General features: G+C 40.1%; 13 protein-coding genes and 1 riboswitch. Of the genes, 2 read left to right on the top strand and 11 right to left on the bottom strand.

The window, feature by feature from the left end; translation table 11 throughout:
• Positions 1–140: 140 nt before the first annotated feature.
• Positions 141–248, bottom strand: a riboswitch (SAM riboswitch).
• Positions 249–488: 240 nt separating this feature from the next.
• From ssuE to pdxS, 3 genes are all read right to left on the bottom strand, one after another.
• Positions 489–1,025, bottom strand: a complete 537-nt coding sequence (gene ssuE, locus ACIQXH_RS06510) for an NADPH-dependent FMN reductase (protein WP_402873154.1) — start codon at positions 1,023–1,025, stop codon at positions 489–491.
• A gap of 189 nt (positions 1,026–1,214) precedes the next feature.
• A complete protein-coding gene (gene pdxT / locus ACIQXH_RS06505) occupies positions 1,215–1,808 on the bottom strand; it encodes a pyridoxal 5'-phosphate synthase glutaminase subunit PdxT (RefSeq protein WP_402868595.1) in 594 nt (197 codons plus the stop codon).
• Between the two features lie 2 nt (positions 1,809–1,810).
• Entirely contained in the window at positions 1,811–2,698 is an 888-nt protein-coding gene (gene pdxS / locus ACIQXH_RS06500) for a pyridoxal 5'-phosphate synthase lyase subunit PdxS (RefSeq protein WP_402868597.1), read from the bottom strand.
• A gap of 130 nt (positions 2,699–2,828) precedes the next feature.
• Here pdxS and pdxR point away from each other — a divergent pair, with 130 nt between their 5' ends.
• Complete coding sequence (gene pdxR, locus ACIQXH_RS06495; RefSeq protein ID WP_403122789.1) at positions 2,829–4,256, top strand: MocR-like pyridoxine biosynthesis transcription factor PdxR; 1,428 nt, start codon at positions 2,829–2,831, stop codon at positions 4,254–4,256.
• Positions 4,257–4,269: 13 nt separating this feature from the next.
• Here pdxR and ACIQXH_RS06490 read toward each other — a convergent pair whose 3' ends face one another.
• The 7 genes from ACIQXH_RS06490 to ACIQXH_RS06460 all read right to left on the bottom strand — a co-directional run bounded on the left by ACIQXH_RS06490 (position 4,270) and on the right by ACIQXH_RS06460 (position 15,016).
• Positions 4,270–5,604: a D-serine ammonia-lyase gene (locus ACIQXH_RS06490; protein ID WP_402988574.1), complete on the bottom strand. Its 1,335-nt coding sequence runs from the start codon at positions 5,602–5,604 to the stop codon at positions 4,270–4,272.
• 34 nt (positions 5,605–5,638) lie between these two features.
• The gene (gene pabB, locus ACIQXH_RS06485; protein WP_403122786.1) at positions 5,639–7,387 is read right to left on the bottom strand and encodes an aminodeoxychorismate synthase component I; all 1,749 of its coding nucleotides are present in this window, start codon (positions 7,385–7,387) and stop codon (positions 5,639–5,641) included.
• 89 nt (positions 7,388–7,476) lie between these two features.
• Positions 7,477–8,499: an LLM class flavin-dependent oxidoreductase gene (locus ACIQXH_RS06480; RefSeq protein ID WP_402988568.1), complete on the bottom strand. Its 1,023-nt coding sequence runs from the start codon at positions 8,497–8,499 to the stop codon at positions 7,477–7,479.
• 88 nt (positions 8,500–8,587) lie between these two features.
• Positions 8,588–9,586, bottom strand: coding sequence for an LLM class flavin-dependent oxidoreductase (locus ACIQXH_RS06475; protein ID WP_402868608.1), 999 nt, complete (start codon positions 9,584–9,586; stop codon positions 8,588–8,590).
• Between the two features lie 270 nt (positions 9,587–9,856).
• Positions 9,857–12,103 (bottom strand): AAA domain-containing protein, encoded by a 2,247-nt coding sequence (locus tag ACIQXH_RS06470; RefSeq protein ID WP_403122784.1) that lies wholly within the window; start codon positions 12,101–12,103, stop codon positions 9,857–9,859.
• A gap of 216 nt (positions 12,104–12,319) precedes the next feature.
• The gene (pepF, locus tag ACIQXH_RS06465) at positions 12,320–14,116 is read right to left on the bottom strand and encodes an oligoendopeptidase F (RefSeq protein ID WP_403122781.1); all 1,797 of its coding nucleotides are present in this window, start codon (positions 14,114–14,116) and stop codon (positions 12,320–12,322) included.
• Between the two features lie 165 nt (positions 14,117–14,281).
• Complete coding sequence (locus tag ACIQXH_RS06460) at positions 14,282–15,016, bottom strand: YqcI/YcgG family protein (RefSeq protein ID WP_402868614.1); 735 nt, start codon at positions 15,014–15,016, stop codon at positions 14,282–14,284.
• A gap of 240 nt (positions 15,017–15,256) precedes the next feature.
• Here ACIQXH_RS06460 and ACIQXH_RS06455 point away from each other — a divergent pair, with 240 nt between their 5' ends.
• Positions 15,257–15,511: an alpha/beta-type small acid-soluble spore protein gene (locus ACIQXH_RS06455; RefSeq protein ID WP_402868617.1), complete on the top strand. Its 255-nt coding sequence runs from the start codon at positions 15,257–15,259 to the stop codon at positions 15,509–15,511.
• Between the two features lie 196 nt (positions 15,512–15,707).
• On the opposite strand, the gene ACIQXH_RS06450 is transcribed toward ACIQXH_RS06455, so the two are convergent.
• Positions 15,708–16,796 (bottom strand): branched-chain amino acid aminotransferase, encoded by a 1,089-nt coding sequence (locus tag ACIQXH_RS06450; protein WP_403122778.1) that lies wholly within the window; start codon positions 16,794–16,796, stop codon positions 15,708–15,710.
• Positions 16,797–16,867: the final 71 nt, after the last annotated feature.

Here is a 16,867-nt window from a genome sequence, read left to right as displayed (position 1 = left end):
GCTATTCCTCCTTTAAGAAAACTCGTCGACTAGCTTGTCGTAAGATGATCAGCTTGTAAATGAATTCCCCCAAATTAATAAAATCAATCAGAAAAATCCTTCCATGCCAAGATGGAAAGATTGATAAGGTAATCTTATTTACCTTATCTTCCAAAATGATGACATTTTGTTGGATGTAGCACCTTGCATTCATGATGCAGGTTGCTGGACTTCAAAGGGCCAAATCCCTCCGTCGCTCTTGATAAGTTTTATTATTTTAAATATTAACACATATCAAATCATTGTCAATGGAGTTTTCATATAAATTAACTTGGTTTAATATTTTGGTTTAACTTCAATTATTATACACAAATAGTTCAAGTTTGTTACAGTGATTTGTTAAGCCAGTAAAAAAGGTTCATTCATCCTGAACAAGCTTGAATAAACCTTTAAAGTAGCCTATAACTTAACTCGTTGATGGGAAGGGTCAAGATAAAAAGAAGAAATCATCAATTTCTTCTTTTTTGTATGGCTTCTACAAATTCCTTTACTTGACTCTTTGTACGATCAAGTAATTCCACTTCCTTAATCGGATGTTTTGGATTCTGCTTATCGATTTCTTTATCCACAAAGTATAACCCCTGCATCGGTTCCCCTTTTAATATTGATATAAGAGGTTTCAGCGCATAATCTATAGCCAATAAATGCCTGTTGCTTCCCCCAACCATTATGGGCAAAACTGGCTTATCCTTAAACGCGCCCTCGGGTAATAAATCAATTAGAGCTTTCAACACTCCTGTATAAGATGCCTTATAGACAGGTGAACCAATAATGATACCATTAGCTTGCTTAATCTTTTCTGAAAGTCTTAGAATATCCTCGCTATCATAACGACCTTGGAATAAGTCGTTTGCAGAAAACTCGGTAATAGAATGATAGTCCGTTGTAAATCCTTCTTTTTCCACCAACGTTTGGATATATTTTAATGAAATATCTGTTCTTGATGGTATAGCAGGGCTGCCTGATAAAATTATAATTTCGCTCATATCTATTCCTCCTGTATGTAAAATCTGCAAAGGATCTGGGTCCTTTCCAGTTAAGCAACTTCAATTAATTATCTTAATTATCAGAAAAATAAAAGTCAAGTAACTTAATTGGAATTTATATTTTTGAAACACTAATAAGTATCGTATTATGCCATTGACTAAAAATCCTGCCCCGTTAGGGCAGGATTTTTAAAGCTTTTCAACTCTATTGATTGAGTCTTTCACCATTTTTAAAAAAAGTTGTATAAATCGTTGATCACCGGTCAGTTCTGGATGAAACGAACTGACAAGAACCTGTTCTTGTCTAGCCGCCACTACTTTCCCGTCATAACTTGCTAATATCTCCACATCTTCACCTACGCCAACGGCAAAAGGTGCTCTGATAAAGACACCCATGAAAGGTTCTTCCATTCCTTGAACTATAAGGGGTGCTTGAAAACTTTCCCTCTGACGACCAAAACCATTTCTATTCACTGTAATATTGATAAAACCAAGATGGGGATGTTCCAAACTAACCATTTCCTTTGCCACTAATACCATCCCTGCGCAAGTACCGAAAATCGGTTTTTTTTGTTCGAAAAATGCCGTAATCGGCTCCATGAAACCATAATGGTCCATTAGTTTTCTCATAGTGGTGCTTTCTCCACCCGGAATGATCAGGCCATCGATATCCTTTAACTGTTCTGGGTTCTTAACTAATATCGCATGCTCACCGGCTTCCTTGATTTGGTTCATATGTTCATCTACAGCACCCTGCAAACCTAAAACACCTATGGTTACCATGTTTACCATCCACGCTCCTGCATTCTCTCAGCTGGGGCCAACTTAGAAATATCAATTCCTTTCATCGCGCTTCCCAATTCTTTAGACAACTTGCCTATTAAATCATAATCGGTGAAGTATGTAGTTGCTTGTACGATGGCAGCAGCGAATCTATCGGGATTTTCCGATTTGAAGATTCCTGAGCCCACAAATACACCGTCTGCCCCAAGTTCCATCATCAGGGCGGCATCTGCAGGAGTCGCAATTCCACCTGCTGCAAAGTTTACTACAGGTAATTTCCCTGTGCGCCGGATTTCCTTCAGAACTTCATAAGAAGCACCAATATTTTTTGCTTCAGTCATTAATTCATCCTCGCTCAGCATGCATACTTTACGAATTTGAGATTGAACTTTTCTCATATGCCGTACAGCTTCCACAATGTTCCCTGTCCCAGGTTCTCCCTTCGTCCGAAGCATCGAGGCCCCTTCGCCGATACGTCGGGAGGCTTCCCCTAAATCCCGGCAACCACATACAAAAGGTACTATATAATCGCTTTTCAAAATATGATATTCTTCATCGGCTGGAGTCAGTACTTCACTTTCATCAATGTAATCCACTCCCATGGATTCCAAGATTCTCGCTTCCACAATATGACCGATCCTTGCTTTAGCCATCACTGGGATCGAAACAGCTTTCATCACTTCCTCCACGATCCTTGGATCGGCCATCCTTGCCACACCGCCTGCAGCACGAATATCTGATGGTACCCTCTCAAGAGCCATGACAGCCACCGCCCCCGCCGCTTCAGCAATTCTTGCTTGCTCTGCATTTATGACATCCATGATTACGCCACCCTTTTGCATCTGCGCCATTCCTCTTTTGACTGTGTCGGTTCCTACAAGCTTTTCCATTCTTCTTCCCCCTAATATTTGCATAATTAAGATTTGTTCATTAGTATAAGAAATAGTTGACCACATTGAAAGTGTCAGTTTTAATGAAAATGATAGGGTCAGATAGAAACCACGAAAAGGGCGGTAAAAAATGGATATGCTAGCATGTAATTTAAACCGTATGGATGAAGTGCCATTATATGAACAGTTATATTCACACATAAAAACGGAAATTGTAAATGGCCGGCTCCCTTTTGGTACAAAGTTGCCTTCAAAACGGAAACTAGCGGAATTTCTCCACATCAGTCAAAATACTGTCGAGACAGCATATGAGCAATTATGTGCAGAAGGCTATGTTGAAGTCATCCCAAGAAAAGGGTATTACATTCAAACTTCCGAGGATTTGGAATACACACAACCTGTGAATGCCCCAGTCGAAAAGACGGTCAATAACAAGAAAGATTTCCTGTTTCATTTTCACCCCAGCCAGATAGATACAGAAAATTTTCCTTTTGAAAAATGGCGTAAATATACAAAAAACACTATAGACATATCAAATCAAGAACTCCTTTTACTAGGAGACCCTCAAGGCGAATATGAGTTACGTTGTGAAATTGCCCATTACCTGTACCATTCTCGCGGAGTCCAGTGTGTGCCCGAGCAAATCATTATCGGTGCAGGGCTGGAGATTATACTGCAACAACTGATACTACTGTTTGATAAAAAAACAGTATATGGTGTCGAAGACCCCGGATACCATTTAATTTTACGGCTTCTGAAAGGCTATCCAAATGATGTGTATCCACTAGAAGTGGATGAAGAAGGCGTGAAGGTGGATAGAATCGATCAATCCAATATTGACGTCCTTTATATAACCCCTTCTCATCACTTTCCCTATGGAACGGTTTTGTCCGTTAACCGACGTACTCGCTTGTTGAACTGGGCTCAAGAGACGGAAAACCGCTATATCATTGAAGACGATTATGATAGTGAATTTCGTTATAGTGGAAAAACGATTCCCTCTCTACAAAGTTTGGATGCTGGTGATAAAGTGATTTATTTAGGATCATTTTCTAAATCATTGATTCCTTCTATTAGGGTCAGCTATATGGTTTTGCCTCTCGCTTTACTAGAAAAACATAAAGAGGAATTATCTTTTTACCATTCAACTGTCTCCCGAATCGATCAACATATTTTGACACAGTTTATGAGAGAAGGAGATTTCGAGAAACATTTAAACCGAATGAGAAAAGTTTATCGTAGAAAGTTGGAAAAGGTTTTGGAACTATTTAAACCCCATCATCAGCAGATAACGATAATTGGCGAGCGATCAGGACTTCACATCGTCCTCATCGTTAAAAATGGTATGAATGAAGAGGATCTTATCCTAAGAGCTTCAAATGCTAATATTAAGATTTACGGACTATCTTCCTATAGCATTCAACATAAGAAAGAAAGTCCACCCAAAATCATTCTTGGTTTTGCAGGAATTCCTGAGAAGGAACTGGAAAAAGCCATTCAACTATTGCTGGTTTCATGGGGATTCGACACAAAAAAAGAAGTTCAGAATGGTTACTGAACTTCTTTTTTTGTTACATTCTTGTTAAGTATCTTTCCATCATTTCTTTCGGGACCATACTTCCCCCTGTAGCCCATATGATGTGCGTGGACTGATTTAACCTTCCTGTCAATCCTTCCTTAATGATATACTTTTCTCCTTCTTCCCTACTGAATATTTGAACCGGTCCATATGCTCCTGCCAGGGCTGATGGCTCTAAATAATAAGCTTCCGTTTTAGCCATCATTCGAAGGAAGTCAAATAATCTTTCGTCCCCAATCGTGAAACTTCCACTCAACATAGAGTCCATCATATTCGAAACCAACTTGGAGGGTCTACCGACTGCCAGGCCATCTGCTTCCGTTTTATTATCCACCCCAAAATCCTGCACGGAAACTTTTTCATGAAGTCCTGTTGCCAACCCGAGCGTCATACATGGTGAATGGGTTGGCTCTGCGAAAAAGCAATGAACATTTTTTTGAAAGGCCAGTTTAAGCCCATACGTTATCCCTCCTGGGCCTCCACCCACACCACAAGGTAAGTACACGAACAGAGGATGTTCTTCGTCAACTATAATCGACTTTTCATTCAATTGCTCTTTTAGCCGTGTTGCGGCCGTTGCATAACCAAAAAGTAAATCGACTGAATTTTCATCATCAATAAAATGACAACTGGGATCGAGAGAGGCCTGTCTGCGCCCCTCCTCAACGGCTTTACTGTAGTCCTCTTCATATTCCTTTACGATGACACCGAGCGACCTGAGTTTATCCTTTTTCCACCGCTTGGCATCAGCTGACATATGAACGGTTACCTTAAACCCAAGGTGGGCACTTATTATCCCAATGCTTAAACCTAGATTCCCTGTCGACCCGACAGCAATGGAATAGTGTGAAAATAACTCTTTATATTCATCACTAGCCAATAATTCATAGTTATCGGTTTCTTTAAACCCCCGATCTTTCATCGCTATTTCTTCCGCCCGTTTTAATACCTCATATATGCCACCTCGAGCCTTGATGGAACCGGAGATCGGTAAATGACTGTCACACTTAAGCAGTAGTTTACCTGGGATGGCAATTTCATAGATTTTTTCCATTCGACTCTTCATGGAAGCTATTTCGACTAATGGAGATTCAATGATTCCATTCATGGGTTTTGTTTCCGGAAAGGCTATGGCAATATACGGAGCAAACCTATTCAATCTTTCTTCTGCCTCTTTCACCTTTGCTGCTTGAACAATTGGATGATCAAACATGCTTGTGTAGTTCGGATTTAACCAGAAAGTTTCTTCAGTGTCCATTAGTTGTTTAAGTAATGGATTTTCCTTCCATTCTTTTTTTGTCAGTCCCGCAACTGTATGTTCTTTCATGACACCCCTCCAAATAATGAATGTTATAGAGTTTTTATTGATTGGTAAGCTGAACCTTAATCCTTCCTCTTACACTATTAATAAACCAAATTTCCTCAGCAGTAACCAATTCTTCCTTTTTTATGACCCTTTCCTGGATTTCTTTCCTCTTTAATAGTTCTCGACGAAAAGTTCCTGCAAGCAAGCCTGATTCCAAAGGGGGAGTGATGAGTTCCCCATTGATTTTCACGACAATGTTTCCGTTCGTGAACTCCGTGACATCCCCTTTTTCATTCCAGAGCAATACGTCATGAAAGTCAGGATACCTTCTTTTAAATTCATCATAAACGCCTCGATTCGTAGTTTTGTGATGAAGAAAAGGATTTTCACTATGAATCGGACTTTCGGCTACGATAACTGATATTTCCGGATTTACCCCATCAATTACTTGCCCAGAGACACTAATTTCCCCATTTTCCGAAACTAGCACACGAATCTTTTCTAACGTGTCGGTATGTATGGAGGAGTATTCTATCAGTTGATTTCTAAGCGTCTTTTCAGGGAGCCTGAAGCCAAAATAATCTGCAGATTGCATCACTCTTTCAATATGTTCCTCCAATAAAGAATATTCGCCATTCTCAAGCCTGATTGACTCTAAAAGCTGGTAAGCCGGGTGCTCTTCCGTCAATAGTTTTGCTTTCAAGAAGGCTTCCTCGTATTCTTCCAAAGAAGCCGAGTCCCAAGTGATTCCCCCTCCGACTCCATATGCAGCCTGACCAGTTTCCTTATCAATTACTACTGTCCGTATCGGTACATTGAAAACTGCTTCCCGATTAGGAGTGATGTAGCCAATGGCGCCACAATATATTTCACGCGGTGAATTCTCAAGTTCAGCGATGATTTCCATTGTTTTAATTTTCGGTGCACCCGTTATCGATCCACATGGGAAAAGTGCCTTGAATAAATCAATAATAGTCGTTTCCGGCTTCGTACTTGCAGTGATTGTCGATGTCATTTGCCAAACTGTCGGATATTTTTCGATTTCCTTAAGCTTAGATACCTTAACAGTCCCTTTTTCCGATACCATCCCCATGTCATTTCTAAGCAAATCGACAATCATTAAATTTTCGGCTTGATTTTTTTCGGAATTGGCTAACCATTTGGCATTCTCCAAATCTCTCTCTCTATTTCCAGCCCGCTTTACTGTCCCCTTCATGGGACGGGTGATTAATTGTCCATCTTCCCATCGAAAGAATAACTCTGGAGAAGCGGAAAGAATCCGATATGTTCCCAGATTTAAATAAGCACTATAGTTGGAACGTTGAGCTCTTACAAGGCGATTATAAAATGCATAGTCATCCCCTTCAAACTTCGATCGTAACCGCATTGTGTAATTCACCTGATAGCTGTTACCTCTCTCTATCTCTTCTTTAATCCTTTGAAATCCAGCATGATAGGATTTAGAATCGGTTTCGGAATCCCAATCGGCCATATGAAAGGCACCCAACGTTTCTTCTATGAATTCTCCCGGACTTTCAAAAATCCCAAACCATAATAAAGGCATGTTTCCACCCTCTTTTACTTTCAAACAGTTATTAAAGGCTGGGGCGGCTTCATAAGAAACATAACCTGCTACATAATATCCTTCATCAATCGCTTTCTGTACTTCATCGAATTTGATTAACACTTCTTCAATCGAATGGGCAATCAGAATCTTTTTCGGCTTATTAAAATACATGGGCTTTTTATATCCATATTTATCTGTAAAATGAAACAATAATGATATTGGAACTTCCTGGGTCATGTTTTGCTCCTTCAGTTTTAGTGAATAAAGATATCCCGTTTCCAGTTTTAAAAAAGAGCTTGCAGTGTTTCTGCAAGCTCTTTTAACCCTCATTTCATTCCAGTGATCTCGGCAACGATTTCATAAGAACGAAGTCGGGCTCCGTGATCATAAATCGCCGAGTTTATAATCATTTCATCCGCCTGTGTTTCATCAAGGAAAGCCTGTAATTGTTCCTTGACTTGTTCCGGATTCCCGATGATCGATGCGTTCAATTGCTTCATGACGATCGCTTTTTCGTATTCGGTCCAGAGCCCCTCCATCGAATCGACCGGCGGCGCCATTTGGCCAGGGGTATTCCGAATTAAATTTAAGAATTGTTGTTGATAAGAGGTCGCAATTTTGTGTGCTTCTTCAGTAGTGTCTGCCGCAAATACATTGATGCCTACCATCGCGTGTGGTTTATCAAGTACATCGGAAGGTTGGAAATTATTCCGATATCGCGCTAATGCCGGTTTAGTGTTTTCGGGTGAAAAGTGACTGGCAAATGAGAAAGGCAGACCAAGTTTTGCCGATAGCGCTGCACTGAATCCGCTTGAACCGAGTAACCAAATAGGGATATCCTGTCCTTCCCCAGGTATAGCCCGGACCCGATTATGTTTGGAATCGGCACTTAGATAGCTGCGAAGCTGTTCCAACTGTTCCGGAAAATCCTGTCCATTATTACGGACATCACCGCGAAGAGCCATAGCAGTATACTGATCGCTTCCTGGAGCTCTTCCTAGACCCAAATCTATTCTGCCCGGATACATTGCCTCAAGTGTACCAAACTGTTCCGCAATAACAAGAGGAGCATGGTTCGGAAGCATGATCCCCCCTGAACCGACCCGGATTCTCTCCGTCTTGCCAGCGACATGGCCGATTAGCACGGAAGTCGCAGAGCTTGCGATGCCGGGCATGCTATGATGCTCAGCCACCCAGAAGCGGCGATATCCCCATTCTTCTGCGTGCTGGGCTAAGTTTACGGTATTATGAAATGCTGCAGATACTGTACCGCCTTCAATAATGGAGGCTAAGTCCAATACGGAAAAAGAAATATCACTCAGTTTTTTTGTTGATGTGTCATAATTCATATATTCAACTTCTTTCTCTTTTTAAAATGAATGGTCGCAAAGCCATCATATAGAAAATGCAGGGAAATTGCACATGAATTGCTTATACTTACTTTCCAAAAAGCTCCTTGGCAATCAAACGGAACGAGTTCAAGCGGTCTTCCAATAGATGTGTGATCGTGATAATCATGATTTCATCCGCTTGATATTGCTCCTTTAGGTCCAAAAGGCGACGCTTGACTTGTGATGGAGAACCAACAATCATCTTTTCATCTATTTTCCTCTTCCATTCTTTTTCCCTATCCGTCCATACATATTCGCTAGCCTCTTCTATACTAGGAACCATACTTCTTTCCCCTTTATCGCTTTGAATTCTCCATAAAGCATTGCTCAATGCAATTTCTTTTGCTTTTTGTTCATCTTCTGCACAAATTACAGATACCGTTAAAATCGTTTTCGGGGACAAAAGGTTCCCTTTTGGTTGAAAGTGGCTGCGATAATGCTGTAAACTTTTCACACCATCATTTTGGCTCATGAACTCGCCGAATGCGTACGCAACACCATTCTCCGCAGCAAGCTTCGCACTTTTTTCACTTGTGCCAAGAATCCATGGTTCCGATAAAGTCTCTGGGACAGGTGCAGCCGCAACATTAGAAAACTGGTGATTCTCCGGAAAATCCCCTCTCAGAAAATGTAGCAATTCCTGTACTAGCTCTGGCATTTTGTAGACATTTTGCAAATAATTATCTGACAGTGCCATCGTTGCTTCTGCAGAACCACCTGGGGCACGTCCAATCCCAAGATCGACCCTCCCTGGGAAAAGTGTGGCCAGCATGTTGAATGTTTCAGCCACTCGATATGGCTTATAATGTGGCAGTAAAACAGCACCTGCCCCAATTCTAATGTTCTTCGTTTGAGTACCAATGTAACTAAGCATCACCTCGGGTGTAGCACAGGCCAAACCTGGTAAATCGTGATGTTCCGTCAACCAAATTCTGTTGTATCCCAGTCTATCACCTTCCTGCGCTAGAAGTAGTGAATCATGTAAAGCTTGTTGTGCCGTTTGGCCAGATGAAATGGGCGATTGATCTAAAATACTAAGCTTCATTTCTTCCTTCCTTTCATGTTCTCTTTATACTTCATCGTAAATCATTGGTAGAAAATTGTCGCCTAATTGGCTTATACGTTGAATTCCTTAACTAAGACGGTAAGGATTGGAACAAATTTCAGGATGAAAGGGTGATAATGATATTCTAGCGAGGTTATCTATTAGATAATGAATGATTTTTGGTCAAAATAATTACTTATTCATATATTTTAACGAGTTGAACTATAAAATATTCACAAAAAAAGACCCAATCAGGGTCTTTTCGTCAAATTATTCATTTCTTTTAAATTGAGAGGAAAGTTCCATGGCGATGATTGACGAATCCAGTCGAGCGGATATGAACGGTGGCTGAATTCGATTATTTGTCTCAATAGGGACTCCCAGCCAGACAAAGCGTTTATCGAAGATGATAAACGAGAAGGAAACCGGCAAACTTATAAAGGAATGTAAAGGGATATCCGAATTTCTCTTTCCGGATATGATTGTCAACTTCACCTTGGGGTTTCTTTTCAACAAAATCTGCTTCCAATCATCTGACAGCAAGTTTGCATCAGGGATTGCCATAATCATCTCATGGTTGGTATTACCCAGATCCTCCAAGACTTTTTCCAGTTTCCGTGCATGCATCCACTGCAATCTGGAATGTTGGTGTTTCACCCATTTCCCAATGTCTTTCCTTGGAATCACCTGACCGTTATGCGTTTGATGGTCCACAAGTTGTCGAAGCGTTTTACTACGATATACATGTTTATTTATAAAAGAAGTATCGCACACATGCAGAAATTTACCTTTTGTCCGCGTTATTGCCACATTAATGAGCCGTTCACTTTCTCTTCCTGTCAATAACATCCCAGCACGATCCTGTGGATAGCTATCTACCGTATCAAAAACCATTACATCACGTTCACTGCCCTGAAAACGATGGACAGTTGCGGCAATAATATCAGTGGTTTGCCGTTCGTTCCGGTACAGATCATCCAATAGCTTTTCCATCCATTCAGCCTGTGCCCGATATGGTGCCACATAACCAATCGATTTAGCACCATCAACATATGCTTCATGAATCAGCTGAAATGATAATAATAATTGCCAAAGATTCATCCTTGAGTGGGAAGTACGCTCCGTCATGCAATATTCACCAGAACAGCTCGTATCAAGAAGAACAGAAGCCTTGTTGGCAAACGGTTCCGCAGCCCTGATACTTTCTCTGCTTATCGAAACACTTTCATGATCTCCCACAAAATTGTTGTAGACAACACGGTTTGTAAAGGCCGAAATCTCTGGATGCATACGGCGCTGTTCTTTTAAAAGGAATAAATGTGGATGAAGCGTCCCTTCTTCAACTGATTGCGCAACTCCAGCCCTATGGAATATATCCTCTTTCAACCAAAGTTTCACTAAGGAATCACGGGCTGCTGCGATCGGTGGAAGCTGTTTGAAATCACCTGAAACTAAAATGTGTTTAGATAAAGCCGCAGCAAATGCTACTTGCGGTACGTATGCCATGCTGGCTTCATCCAAAATGATCAAGTCATACTCCCTAGTGTATAACGTTTCATCTTTAGCGGCTTTTGCCAGGGTCGTCCCGATTATTTTGGCTTCTTTTAGGAATTCTATCTCTTTTTGACGGATTTTCTCCAAAACCCGCGCCAATTTCTTTTCTAATTCAAGCAATTCGTCGGTGTCCCTTTTACTGAATGAACCTGCTAAATCCTGTTTCAATAAACGTTTTTCTCCTACAAGTTTCTCTTTATCCGCTAATAAGTCCGGTTCATGCTTCCCTAGTAATTGCCCCGTTACAATATCTTCATGAACTGCTAAGGATTCACCGACTTGTGACCCATATCGAAGGACGTCCCCTTCGTGAAAACGTTCTTTCCTTTTTATGAATGAAGAAATTTCGGCCATCAAAACATCAACAGCTTGATTACTATGAGACAGGACGAGTATCTTTTTACCTTGAAAATAATGGTTGGCAGCCGTACGAGCCAATGTGTAGGTCTTTCCAGTCCCGGGTGGACCCCAGACAAATGTGACTGGATTGAACTTTGAGCGTGCATACAATTCCCTCACACTACTTTGTTTCTCGCTGGAAGGATGTTTTTGTGGCATGGAAGGATCCATAAGACGCTTAATCCTAAGTCTCTTTTTCTTACTTCTCTTAACTTCATCTAACCTTGTGATTAGTTGCTCTAAAAGTTCCCAAGGATCGTGGTATAGAAATGCTTCCCCTATTAAATCACCCAATGACCGTTCAAAGGAAAGGATGATGCTTTTTCCTTCTGACGATAAAACCCTCCCATCCTGTTTAATTCCTCCCCATTCCAGCCGTACAATCGACCCGACCGGAATTTTCACTGAAGAGCCCGTTTCGAAGAAATAGGTGAATGAGCCATCACTTGAAAGGAGATGGCCATTTGAAACTAAATATTTTGTACTTCCGTATTTCTTTAGATGCAGAATTTCAAGTTGAAGGGCCTGTTGCCATTCTTTTATATAATTTACCGTTGAATTCATTGTTCACGTTCCCTCACAATTTATGCTAATGAATGAAAAAGAAAGCTATACTAAAATACTTTTGTGAGTAAAATTCGACCACAAAAAAGTGTATACTCTCTCAACATACGGAATAAGACCCAATCAATGAAGATTGGGCCTCTCTTTTGCCAATAATCTTACTATAGCATCTTTTCATTCATCGTACCATGGGCTGTTTTGGAAGAAATGGGTACATTAGCCCTCGTTCAGCTCGGCAAATTGTTCAACCAAATCACTGAAAATTTTCATCGCATTTTCAATCGGTTCCGGTTTGGTTAAATCCACTCCGGTTTTCTTAAGCAATTCTAAAGGAAAATCCGAGCTGCCGCTTTTCAAGAACGTTAAATAGCTTTCAAGGGTCTCTTTGTCTCCAGAAAGGATTTTATCCGCAATGGTGATGGCAGATACATAGCCCGTAGCATACTTGTAGACGTAAAATGGACGATAGAAATGAGGGATGCGTGACCAACCATATTTCACTTCCTCATTGAAGATGATCTCCGGACCATTATACGTGCGAAAAATCTCTTCATAAGCTGTATTCAAAACCTCTACATTAAGAGGTTCATCATTTTCCGCCTTTTCATGGACGATCTTTTCAAATTCAGCAAACATGACTTGCGTGAAGAAGGTTCCTTTAAAGCTATCAATAAAATGATTGAGCAAATGCTTCTTCTTTTGAAGGTCCTCGGTCGTTTTAAGTAAATGACGTATCAGTAAAATCTCATTTACGGTTGAAGCTACCTCCGCAACAAAAATGGAATAACCAGCTGTGATTTTTGGTTGATATTTTGAGCTGAAGTACGAATGCATGCCATGCCCGGACTCATGAGCTAGTGTAAACACACTGTCAAGATCGTCACGGTGATTCAGCAGTATGAAGGGATGCACACCGTAAAGTCCCAAGTTATAGGCTCCAGACCGTTTTCCCGGTGTTTCCCTTACATCATAATAGCGGTTTTCCTTAAAGCTTTTTAGGATTTCCACATATTCCTCACCTAATGGCTTCAACGCATCGATCATTAATGCAAATCCATCATCATAGGTAATGTCTTCTTTAGTGCCTTCAACAAGTGGCACGCTTAAGTCATATGCACGCAATTCATCCACACCCAATACCTTTTTGCGCAAAGCGATATATTTATGCATGGGTTCGATATTTTCTTTTGTGGACGTGATCAGATTATCGTACACTTCTTTTGGCACTTTGTCCCCGAATAGGGATTTCTCTAAAGCGGATGGATAGTTCCGAAGCTTCGATAAGTTGACATTATTTCTTATTGCCGTTGAAAGAGTGGAAGCTATTGTATTTTTTAATTGTAGATAAGGTTGGTAATAAGCCAAATAGGCCTCTTTCCGCTTTTCCCTGTCATCATCTTCTATTAATTTTGAATACATTCCGCGGGTCAACTCTACTTTTTGACCTTTTTCATCTGTCACTTCACCGAATTTAATATCCGCATTGTTAATCATCCCGAAAGTTTTTTGCGGAGCTGAAAATGCTTCACCTATTTGGGAAAGTACTTCTTCCTGTTCCTTCGATAACACATGGGCTTTATAACGGAATGAATCAAGTAAATCTTCCTCAAAGTATTTTAATCCCTCTACTTCTGCTATGTATCTTTTAAGTGTTTTTTCATCTAAGCTTAGTAAGAATGGCATAAAGAAGGCAGATGCACTGCTAATCTTTCTGCCTAACTGACCTGCTCGGTCAAGTAGTGCCTGAGATGAGGTGACACGGGTATCCAAATCCGCTTGGAGCATGGCAAACACATAGAGTTTATTATAGGTATATCCGATTTCTTCACTTAAATGTAAGTAATCAAACAACTCTTGAGCTGTATGAATATGACCATCAAAAGCCTTTAATGTATCAGTTACAGTAAGGACTTCTTGAAAATCCTTCTCCCAATCATCCTGGTTTTTATAAATATCAGTAAGATTCCACGTTTCTTCCTGTTTTACTTCTTCACGTGTCTTGAATGTTTTCATGATAACACTCCCTTTCATATCCCTTATCCTCTTATTATAAGCGACTTTCCGGAAAACCTGCACAGAAATGCATGGTTGAGGATTTTTTTTATTGTTATTTGGATTAAATCTCACTATCCATTTCAAGAAGCAGATAATGAAAAAACGAGAGCATCTTGCCCTCGTTTACTTGGAATCTTTATGATGAAACGGACATTTCCCAAGGATTGGTTCGCTATCATCACCTATGAAGAATTGTTTCCATTCATTGTGGTTGACATCTCCATAATGACTGATGTCTGGATGCGTGGGCAGGTTATCCCACTTTTCGACTCGTTCCCTTACCTTTTCACGTGACATGATTCCTCCCTTTTCCGTTCCTTCTAACCCTTCAAATATCATTCGAGGTTGAAATCCTAAGACGAGGCTATTACCTAAATCACGCGTTTTACGCTGTTTATATGCCGGTGCATTTCCAAAAATAAAGATGGGTTCCCCTGCAAAATGAAAGTCCCACAGATAATGTTCAGGATCCTTTGGCTTCTCTATCGGCCAAGGTGTATGATCATGGGCATGTAAATATTGAAGGATATCCCAAAATCGCTTACGATATAATTCCAAGTCACCTTCTTCTTTTTCCGGCTCCATGAAAACAAAAAGACCATGCCTAATATATGGAGGCTCCTGAAATAATTGCAGAAATTTTTCTACAGCCTTTGGGAGATTGGACCAATCTTCCTGAGTGATATATGCATAACGCAGTTCACCTTTATTTTCTGCCTTCATGCCAAAATAACAAGGAAAAGTCTTGTCTGTTACCGTATCATGGAAAGTTTGATATTCTTTAATCACCCATTGTGGTACTCTTTTTGGGTTCGTCATGTCTTCTTTCGTTAATAAACAAGAATTCGCAGTCAGCATTTCACTACTCCTCACAAATATTATTTATATTTATGTACCCGTTGCCTAAAAAGTAAAACGTCCGAGGTGACTGCAATTATTGACATTCCACGTTAAAATTTCCCTTTACCTTTCCTTTTGTTCGTTATTTGAAATGACAAATAGAAGAGTTCATATGAAAATTTTTCAATCGATCATTAGCATGAGCATATGATGTTTTTTTTACCTTTTGGACAGGCTAAAATAAAGGGGTGATAATCGGTGTCAAGAAGAAATAAAATCCTAGTAGAAGAAGCCCGAGCAGACCTTAATCAACTAAAAGCCAAAGTTGCTGGATCAAGAACCCATGAGGAGGCGAAATTTGAAGCTGCCAATGAAGTCGGCATTCCTTTAAAAAAAGGGTATAATGGCCAAATGACAGCAAAGCAAGCTGGTAAAATTGGCGGTCATTTGGGAGGTAATATGGTTAAGTCACTTGTTGAAATGGCCAAAGAAAACCTAAAAGTCCAAAAGTAATGTTATATAAAGTGGGGCTCCTCATTCCAGAATAAACATATCTTCCCCATTCTTAACTAAACTATATTGAACATGGTATCCTGTTATTCCAAAATTTTAAAAAGGGGTCTGGAAATAAATCATTCCAAACCCCTTTTGATGAAGGCAAAATGTTTTTTCCTAACATTCCGACTCATTTCTGTATAACTTCAAAATCTTAGAGAGTAACTTTTTCTTCAACTTTCGTAGTCCAACCCAATTCATCTTGAATTTTACCTGTTTGAATTCCAGTTAGCGTTTCATATAGTTTTTTGGATAGTTCACCCGTTTCACCATTTTGAACGACCATTTCTTCACCATTCCATAGGAATTCACCTATAGGAGAAATGACGGCTGCAGTTCCAGTACCGAATGCTTCTTCTAATTGACCTGATTTATAGGCATCATAGACATCCTGCATGGAAATTCGCTTTTCACTCACTGGAAGGTTCCAATGTTTTAACAATTCAATGATGGAATCGCGAGTGATGCCCGGAAGAATGCTACCATTTAAAGCTGGAGTAATAATTTCTCCATTGATTTTAAAGAAAACATTCATGCTTCCCACTTCTTCGATATATTTCTTCTCCACTCCATCAAGCCATAGAACTTGAGAATAACCAAGCTTTTCGGAAACCTCCTGAGCTTTAAGGCTCGAAGCATAGTTTCCTCCGGTTTTAGCTTCTCCAGTACCTCCATTCACTGCACGCGTAAAGGATGACTCAACCGCTATTTTCACTGGGTGAATACCTTCTTTATAATAAGAACCTACCGGCGACATAATGATGATGAATTTGTAACGGTCTGATGGAGAAACTCCTAAATAAGGTTCCGTCGCAATAATGAAAGGACGTATATATAATGATGTACCCTCTACTCTAGGAATCCAGTCGTTATCAATACTAATTAACGTTTTTAACGCCTTCAATGCATAGTCGACATCTACATGAGGGATACATAAACGATCATTTGAATTATTTAAGCGTTGGAAATTCTTTTCCGGACGGAATAAGATAACTTCGTCTTCATCTGTTACATATGCTTTTAATCCTTCGAATACAGATTGTCCATAATGAAATATCATTGATGAAGGCTCTAATTCGAGCGGTTGATAAGGAACAATTCTTGGATCATGCCACCCTTGCCCTTGTGTATAGTCCATAATAAACATATGATCGGTAAATGTTTTACCGAACTCCAGCTGTTCAGCCTTTGGCTTTTCTTTCTTCGTTGTACTAAGCGTGATTTGCATGTCTTGTTCCTTCATTACCAAAACCCCTTGTTGAATATTTTTACAAGATTTCACTTCCATAAAACCTATCTTAATTAGTTTACTCC

The sequence above is a fragment of the Peribacillus sp. NPDC097225 genome (assembly GCF_044761955.1).
Classification (GTDB): Bacteria; Bacillota; Bacilli; order Bacillales; family DSM-1321; genus Peribacillus.
The sequence above is the reverse complement of the archived record's forward strand: the minus strand, read 5'-3'. Positions and strand labels throughout refer to the sequence as shown.

Coding starts and splice junctions, on each gene's coding strand:
- pepF (WP_403122781.1), bottom strand. CDS start 14,116: ATGAAAACATTCAAGACACGTGAAGAAGTAAAACAGGAAGAAACGTGG.
- pdxR (WP_403122789.1), top strand. CDS start 2,829: ATGGATATGCTAGCATGTAATTTAAACCGTATGGATGAAGTGCCATTA.
- pdxT (WP_402868595.1), bottom strand. CDS start 1,808: ATGGTAACCATAGGTGTTTTAGGTTTGCAGGGTGCTGTAGATGAACAT.
- pdxS (WP_402868597.1), bottom strand. CDS start 2,698: ATGGAAAAGCTTGTAGGAACCGACACAGTCAAAAGAGGAATGGCGCAG.
- ACIQXH_RS06490 (WP_402988574.1), bottom strand. CDS start 5,604: ATGAAAGAACATACAGTTGCGGGACTGACAAAAAAAGAATGGAAGGAA.
- ACIQXH_RS06450 (WP_403122778.1), bottom strand. CDS start 16,796: ATGAAGGAACAAGACATGCAAATCACGCTTAGTACAACGAAGAAAGAA.
- pabB (WP_403122786.1), bottom strand. CDS start 7,387: ATGACCCAGGAAGTTCCAATATCATTATTGTTTCATTTTACAGATAAA.
- ACIQXH_RS06475 (WP_402868608.1), bottom strand. CDS start 9,586: ATGAAGCTTAGTATTTTAGATCAATCGCCCATTTCATCTGGCCAAACG.
- ACIQXH_RS06480 (WP_402988568.1), bottom strand. CDS start 8,499: ATGAATTATGACACATCAACAAAAAAACTGAGTGATATTTCTTTTTCC.
- ssuE (WP_402873154.1), bottom strand. CDS start 1,025: ATGAGCGAAATTATAATTTTATCAGGCAGCCCTGCTATACCATCAAGA.
- ACIQXH_RS06460 (WP_402868614.1), bottom strand. CDS start 15,016: ATGCTGACTGCGAATTCTTGTTTATTAACGAAAGAAGACATGACGAAC.
- ACIQXH_RS06470 (WP_403122784.1), bottom strand. CDS start 12,103: ATGAATTCAACGGTAAATTATATAAAAGAATGGCAACAGGCCCTTCAA.